Origin of the sequence: Shewanella sp. c952 (assembly GCF_019654975.1) — a bacterium.
Taxonomy (GTDB): Bacteria; Pseudomonadota; Gammaproteobacteria; order Enterobacterales; family Shewanellaceae; genus Shewanella.
Genome location: NZ_BPEW01000049.1, coordinates 19206 through 27239, shown reverse-complemented (window position 1 = coordinate 27239; position 8034 = coordinate 19206). Strand labels below are relative to the sequence as shown.

At 41.9% G+C, this 8034-nt stretch carries 3 protein-coding genes and 1 pseudogene; 2 read left to right on the top strand and 2 right to left on the bottom strand.

All coding sequences use genetic code 11. The features are described from left to right. Nucleotides 1-81: 81 nt before the first annotated feature. Nucleotides 82-2686 (bottom strand): annotated as a pseudogene (locus K5R16_RS22630) (acylase). A 778-nt stretch (nt 2687-3464) separates the two neighbouring features. Between K5R16_RS22630 and K5R16_RS20580 the strand changes: the two are divergent. Further along, nucleotides 3465-5372 carry a methyl-accepting chemotaxis protein gene (locus tag K5R16_RS20580; protein WP_220740086.1) on the top strand — a complete coding sequence of 636 codons (1908 nt, stop codon included), beginning with the start codon at nt 3465-3467 and terminating at the stop codon, nt 5370-5372. Between the two features lie 233 nt (nt 5373-5605). On the opposite strand, the gene K5R16_RS20575 is transcribed toward K5R16_RS20580, so the two are convergent. After that, entirely contained in the window at nt 5606-6070 is a 465-nt protein-coding gene (locus tag K5R16_RS20575; protein WP_220740084.1) for a hypothetical protein, read from the bottom strand. 440 nt (nt 6071-6510) lie between these two features. Between K5R16_RS20575 and K5R16_RS20570 the strand changes: the two genes are divergently transcribed. Further along, a complete protein-coding gene (locus tag K5R16_RS20570) occupies nt 6511-7806 on the top strand; it encodes a hypothetical protein (RefSeq protein WP_220740082.1) in 1296 nt (431 codons plus the stop codon). Nucleotides 7807-8034: the final 228 nt, after the last annotated feature.

The window sequence follows — 8034 nt, the reverse complement described above, 5'->3', positions numbered from 1 at the left end:
ATCTAGATTTATGTATATAAGCTTATTCAAATAAAGACAACATAACCCTAAAACAAAAACCTAAGTAGATGACTTAAGCGCTTATTGCTGTTGTGCACTGAGCTCAAGGGTTGATTCAACTGCAGCGGCAATATCAGTTTCAGTAAACAACAAAGGACGGAACTGCTTACTGGTTGAATATAGCGTACTTTGGTCATTAAACTGTGGACTCATAATATTGCTCGATTGCGAGTAAGTCAGTATACCTTTAGCCACAGGCCCTTCATCAGTATAGCTCACCGCCATAATCCAGCTTGAACCATAACGGATCCCATAACCTTGCTCAGACAAACCAGATACTAATGGTTTACCGGTTACTGCGTCCATTACTGCAGCATAGCTGTGTTGTGGCACTAGGGTATCATCGCCTGATAAGCGGGTTGAGAATACGTTAAAGCCACCTTCAGCGTTATGCGTTCCAGGCCAAGGTAACTGAGTCCCCGATGGTGTTCCATCTGGCAGAGACTTTTCAACAAACTGCACCGTGCCCATTGCAGCTGCTACATCAAAGCCAGCGGCTTCAACATTCAACGCTGCTTTGGCTAATACCACCAGCGCACTGCCATCTGCGGTTAAGGTATTTGGCGTTGTTGCTGCATTTTCATAATCAAATGCCACAGTCAACATAGTTGCTTGGTCAAATAGATGGGCAAATTCACGCACCAGTGCCCCGCCAATACTGTCGTTATCTTGTTTACCATTCCACTGCTGAAGGGCAGCGCAAGCAGCCGAGATATCCTTTGATTGCGTTGCACTGACCATAACAGGGCTATCACCTTGCGCTTCACACTGGCCAATTAGATCGCTCAGCACCAAGCTGTTTAGGTAAACATCATTACCCAAAACTGCAGCTTCTAATTCATCAATCGTAAACTTGCCATCTTCGCCTGCCGCTTCGCTCATGAGCTTAAGTGCCATACGTGTGCGCAGTGATTGCTGGCCTCGCTCAGGGCCGTACATGTCGGAGTAACCTTCAAGCGGTGCTTCGAGATTGGTTGACCAAAATGAATTATTAGAGTTTTGCACAAAGTCACTACGTTCAAGCTTAGGCGCATACTCGTAGGCCATCGGTTCATCAAAGGCAAACATGGTGGTATTACCCGGCAAGATGGTAAAGCCCGCTTGCTGACGCGCAGCAATGATGTCTGGATTCGATTTTAGTAGACTAATAGCGATGCCAGATAAACCCGGTACTGTTGAGTCATCAATGTAGAAGGTATTGCCCTCTTTATCGGCATACATGGTGTTATTAAAAATTACGCCATCGAAGTCTTTAAAAGCTTGTTGGAACTCCGCTTTGTTACTGGCACGGTTCATGGCTAGCCAATGATCGACAGGATCTTTGTTAGCCATATTGGCATCTTGGCATCTTGGCATCTTGCAACATAAAGGCTTGGCCATCATCCCAACCAAATGGTGCTTGCGTGGCGGGTGCTTCAGCAATTGGGCCTTTTGGCGTAGTGTAGATATCTTTTTCTGCCACCAACATACCTGCTGGGCCACCGTTGACTAGAATTTGCACCGTCTCTTTGGTGATAGGCATGGTTTCGCCGTCAAACAGATACTGCATACGATCGCCACTCACGAGCTCTAGATTGTAAAGCACAAAATGCTCAGCGGTAGAGAAGGTATGCGTCCAAGCGACATCTTTGTTAAAACCAATATTGATTGCAGCGGGCATGCCCACTAACGAGCCCCCCATAACGTCGATATGTCCCGGGATCGTTAAGTGCGACTGCCAGAATCGCAAGTTACCCGTATGTGGAAAATGTGGATTGCCCAGCAGCATACCTTTACCATTTGCCGTTTTGTCTTTACCCAAGCCCCAGCCATTTGACCCCAAATCTCTCGGGTTAGTTTCTGGTGTGGTTATTCTGTTTTGGTAAGCGACAAATTTACTATTCACATCTTGAATAAAGGCGGTTTGTGCTTGCGTTGGCGCAGGACCGACTATACGCGGTAAGTATTCTTGCCCATCTCCTGGGTTTGCGTAAAAAATTAAATCAAGGAAGTTAGCCGCACCGGGAAGTAATGCAATCGAAAATAAATAGTTTGCAACGTCTACGCCATCAATAGGTTTAACCCAAGGCTGACCAGCACAAAAAGGTTCTGCAGTTTGGCTACCAGCCTCAACATCGGCTAGGAACTGATTATAGCCAGCACTAAAACCTTCCATTAATGCGCGTGAGTTATAGCTAAAATTGGGGTATTCGGTTTCGGCTTTCTGACGAATCTTTAGTGCTTTATAGGCAAAGTCAGAGATTAAGTTGCCGTTGTCTTCAGCCGTCGGTAAACCGGTAGTGAAATCAAGTGAGGCATGAGGACCAAAATACATTGAGCGCTCTGAATTGGCTTTAATAAAGCCATCGGCAAGCACGCATAAGTTGTCTTGCGCTTGGGCATAGCCACTGCCAAAACCTAAGCTTTCAAGGTTATCAGCTTTAATGTGTGGCACGCCATAAGTAGTGCGGCGAATTTGCGCTTTAAGCTGACCTTCAGGGGCAAAAGCTTGTAACGGTGGGACCACTTCTGGAGTGGGTTCGGGGACAAACAGCGAGTCACTTTTATCTGTTTCGTCATAGCCACAACCGCTTAGAGCAACGGTTGATGCCATTCCCAATGCTAGCACTAACTTATTTAGACGCATTAAAATATCCTTTTTATTGTGTTAATCCCTCAGTCATAGCTGCTGGATACTTTTATTATTTCGGATGTCTTAATTTTGATTTTAAAATAACAACTTAACGATAAAGTCGCCCAAATATTTTTTACCAAAGACTGCAAAGACACAAGCGCCATTCAAACAATCATTCAAACTTTTGCACACACAAAATTAACATTTACTGACACTTAATAATGGCTACTATTTTTGAGTGGAATACAGCAGATTGATACAGATGTATGATTCGATTAAAGCAGTTAATGATGAATATCTATGATGAGTGCTTCTATTTATTCGCACTTTTCGCGTATCGCATGACTCGCTGTGGCAAAGTGAATAATAATTGTGAATTCCGTCAAGACATACGTTCCCATGACAAGTGCCGCAGTAACTTAATACCGGCAATATTAGCAAGCAATTCATTGGCTATTATCTCGGCAATATTTACAGCAATAGCTAAAGCAAAAGTAGCAAACGGATAAATAGGCAATTAATAATGGCGGCCTATAATTGGCTTGCTTGGCTATAAAATCTACGCCTACACAAGCAACGACAGAACAATAGCGCAACATTCATAAAGCACTCGCTCAAAATACAAGCAAACAAACCTTTAACACAGGACACTTGACTACTTAATTCACAAATTCGCACATTAACACCTCACAATCTCAACGTTCGAGCCGATATAATTAACAATTAAAATTAGGGGTAACCTAACCCATAGTCACACTTTTAGTTTGCCAGTGTGTAGGAGTCAATATTCATGAGTTTTCTGTCGACATTATCCATTCGAAATAAATTAATCACCGTCATGCTACTGGCGGTAGTAGCATCAACTAGCATAGTGGCTTATGTCGGCCAAACGAGTGCAAAGAATGTACTGTCGACTCGATTAGAGCAATCAGACATGCCTAACCTATTGCAGCGTATTCGCAACGCCATTGATGGTGAAATCAACCAAATGAAGGTCATGGCTCAATCAATTGCGTCAAACAGCATGATCAAAATGTGGCTTGATGAAGGTGCTAGTGCAGAAAGCGAACCATATATCATCCAATACTTGGCACAAACGGCCAGTGATAACGGCTTTAGCAACGTTTCATTTACCGATTACGACCAGCAAAGGCACTGGAACATAAATGGGTTTTTACGGGTATTCAATCCGGATCGTGAGAAGTGGTTTTTTAACTTCAAGAACAGTGGCAAAACCGAATCCAGCAGCATCTATAAAGATAGCAAAGGCTCCACTGATATTTACTTTAACTACCAACAACCCAATGGTTACGGCGTTGCTGGAGTATCTAAGTCATTCGATGAAATGGTCGATTATCTCAACAGCTTTAAAATAGAACAAACTGGCTTTGTTTATCTCGTCGATAGCAACGGTGTCATCAAGGTGCATCCGAGTATTGATTACAAGTCTAAAAAGACCATTGCCGACATATACCCTTCAATTAATAGTAACCAGCTGATTAGCGAAAAAAATTACGCTCATGTTATGTTAGGTAAACAGTTAATTGCATCAAGTTACATTGAAAGTTTAGACTGGTACATCATTGCACAAGTCCCTATGGAAGAGCTATACGCGGGCCTAGACACCTCTCGCAATAACATCATCATCACCTTTATGGCAATTGCTGCATTATTTACCCTTATCAGTATTTATTTAGCTAACACCTTAGTGCGCCCAATAAATCAACTGGCCGATACCTTTAAGGAGTTGGGTGAAGGCGAAGGTGATTTAACCCAACGTCTCAGTGAAAATGGCAACGAGGAGATGCGCCGCTTAGCACAAGGTTTTAATGCGTTTATCGGCAAGTTAAAAAATGTCATCCAAGAGCTTGCGACAACCACCCTAGATGTTAATGGCGCGTCGCAGCAAGTCTATGCTGATGCGCAGCACTCCAAAAAACTCACAGAGGTTCAGCGTGACGGCGCCCACCAAGTCTCGGTTGCGATTAACGAAATGGGCAGCACCATTGCTGAAATAGCCAGTAATGCGTCAGTTGCCGCCCAATCAACCACCGAAGCCACTCAAAAAGCACAGCGGGCACAAACGGTCGTAGAACAGTCAAACTCAACCATTAATGACATGGCCACCAACATGGAGAGTGTATCGACTAATATTGTAACCTTAGCCGAAAAAAGTGATGCTATTTCAAGTGTATTGGATGTTATTAGGGCTATCTCAGAACAAACAAACTTACTGGCATTAAATGCGGCTATTGAAGCTGCACGAGCGGGTGAGCAAGGCCGAGGCTTTGCCGTGGTTGCCGATGAAGTGCGTAATCTTGCCAAGCGAACTAGCGATTCTACTGATGAAATTCATCAGATGATAACTGAATTACAAAATGGAGCTAAAGCAGCAGTGTCATCGGTTCATGAAGGGCGTGAGCAGGCAAAACTGGGAGTTGAGGCGTCACAAAGAACCCATCAAGCCCTTGAGGAAATCGCCGTTAATGTTATGCATATTTCAGAACTGAATATTCAAGTCGCAGCCGCTACGGAAGAGCAATCTGCGGTGATCAATGAGATCAATCAGCATGTGGTGAATATTAGTGACAGTAGCGACAGTAGCGCCCAGGCTTCAGCCAGTATCGAAAACTCTAGCGAAGCACTTAAATCAATGGCAAATGATTTAGATGGTCTAGTAAAACGATTCAGACTCTAACTAAAGAACACAACCTATAACCACCCATTGTCAATCCTATAGCAAGTAGCTAATACGATTAATAATGGGTGTTTATGCGGGGCGTTAGAGTAAAGCAATTAGTTTCGCTAAGCGGTTAAAGTAAAAGCGCTATTCCCTATTAATTCAAATACTTAGGCGAGTACGCTATTTACTCTAATTAATGACGACTAACATTAATGATGGGTCTATGATGAATGAAGAAAAGCTTACTATTAATTCCACATAGTACAATTAGTAGGGATATCTCCTTTCGCAATATCAACAATATTATCTCCATGTGCATCAATGATATGACCGACTGTAAATATATCTAGTTCAGCACCATCAGCTTGATTCATTACCTCCACATACACTCTAGGTATTCTGCCGTATTTAGCCTCTTTTTCAGATGAAGGCAACCAACCTGTAAATTCTGTAGAATTTTCTAGACCCATTTGGGTATAAAAATATGAAGACCCTCCCAGTTTTACACCGTTCATAACAACCCCATTTGATGAATTAAAACACATTCCCATGTAGTCATTAATATCAGATACAAGAGCATTATATTCTCTTGTTGAAGCGATGTTTGAGTAAACACCAGTTAGTTTCAGCTCTTCTAGAGTATTCGGCATATCCGGAATGCTTGCACAAGAGACGAGAGAGCACATAAGCATTGCGCTGATAAGTCGTTTCATTTATCCCTTCTTATTATTGCTTGCTGAGCTACAGTTTAGCCAGTGTACTAACCACTTATAGTTCCATATAAAAAATCATCAATCAATTGATTTAATTTAACTTATATACCAGCTATTAATCATCGAACTCTAGAGCAAAGTTGACTAACGCCCCCACTTACTCATAGACTTTTTTGCGATAAAACTGTAGGGTTGCGAACGCGTTATTTTACATATCACTAACAAAGATCTCAATTTAATTATTGCTCACTTGAGACTAAGTCAATGATATTACCGTAGAGGTTCGATATAACTTCAATCATTTATAAGTAGTCTTATATCTGAGCTTTACCTCTACCATCTTGATTAGAGTTTGCCCAAAAAAAGTCGTTAAAGGAACGTATTTTAGCAAGCTAAAAAATTGATTATTTAGTGTATTTCAGCATATTCAGGAAGAAAATATGACAACAAAAAAATGGACATTAACAGCTGTCTCCGCATTGATTTTAACTGCTTGTGGCGGTGGAAGTGACTCCTCTGGGAATGGTGAGGCATCGGGCGAAAATGTGCCACAAGTCACTTTAAATACAGTGCTTAGTAATAAATGTGGAATCGAAATACCTAAGTCAGGTGTTGACGTATTTGTGCACAATAATGCCGGGGACATTATTGCTGAGTACGTAACAAATAGTGCTGGCGCACTTACTGTTGACTGGCCAAGCAATGCTAGGCATATCACCTTAACCGCAGAAAATAATATCTATTATAAAGACCAGCCTGAACGCATAGTGCACTCTACTGTTGACGTTGAAGCTGGAGATTTAGGTGTTACCTATTTTAGAGATGATAGCAACGAAGAAGGTTGTAACTGTAAACAAGTCGAGTTTCCAGTACAGTCGCTTATAGCAGATGCACCAGACAGTATTTTGTACCTGGGCGGGAATAGCTACGAATTAATGCCATTGACTAGCATTCCTGCAATAGAATGGTGTGATGGTGCAGGGCCAATCGATGTGCAATTGGTTGCAGCTGATGGTCAGAGCAGTCTCGCTGGCAGTATTGATTTGAGCAATCAAACCCAATATACACTGGGCTTAAGCGACTTTAATCACGAAGGTGTAGCGGTTGATTACGTTAACCCTGATAACGCAAGGTACTTATATGCTTTATCGTTTGAAGGTTGGCGTAATTATAGCCAGAATGATTTGGTATTTGTTTATCCGACATTAACAAATAAAAGTTATGTTTGGCCGGCGATATATGGTCAAGAGTACGTGGGTAATAAGCTCGCTAAAACTTATAATTCAGCACGACATCTTGTTACATCCGAAGGTACCACCTCTCCGATTTTACTCTGGGATCCAACAAACGGCTTCGTTGATTCAGTTAACGCATTATTAGCGGAAATATCTACTGGGCAAGCTCCTTATCAATATGATTTTACAAGTGTTGGCGATGTAGCAATGACTCATTTGACTCTATCAGGGGATACCGATGATGGTCATGCCGAGTGGGCTATTTGGGGCGGGGCATCGGGTAGCATGCCAGATTTAAAGCTGCCATCAGCTTTAGATGCAAAGTTTGACTCACTTAACTTACCTAATTTACGAATTGGTGTTAGAGGATACGACTCAGTTAAAACTCTGAGTGAATGGCGTAAGTTAATAGCCGAAAGAAATCGCATGACAGAGTATCAAATTAGTGTGCTGGATTACCAAACCAACTATATGGAGCTAACCGTTTTTCTTGAAGATTAGTTTTATATAAGATATTTATCAACAATGATAAAAATAAAAAAGACAGCATAAGCTGTCTTTTTTATTGCCTGTTGAACTAGCACTTTGATATTAACTAGAGATAATGGATCTGCACTTAATAAAAGCTAGCGCCTAAAAGCCTTGAGTTACCCGTTTACAGTAGCGCATATCACAAAAAACAGTGTCACTTTTGAGGTGTAAAAACCGAAACAACCGATTATAAATCAG

What these genes read in the sequence shown, in the direction of transcription:
- K5R16_RS20580 (WP_220740086.1), top strand. Translation starts at nt 3,465, where the DNA reads ATGAGTTTTCTGTCGACATTATCCATTCGAAATAAATTAATCACCGTC.
- K5R16_RS20575 (WP_220740084.1), bottom strand. Translation starts at nt 6,070, where the DNA reads ATGAAACGACTTATCAGCGCAATGCTTATGTGCTCTCTCGTCTCTTGT.
- K5R16_RS20570 (WP_220740082.1), top strand. Translation starts at nt 6,511, where the DNA reads ATGACAACAAAAAAATGGACATTAACAGCTGTCTCCGCATTGATTTTA.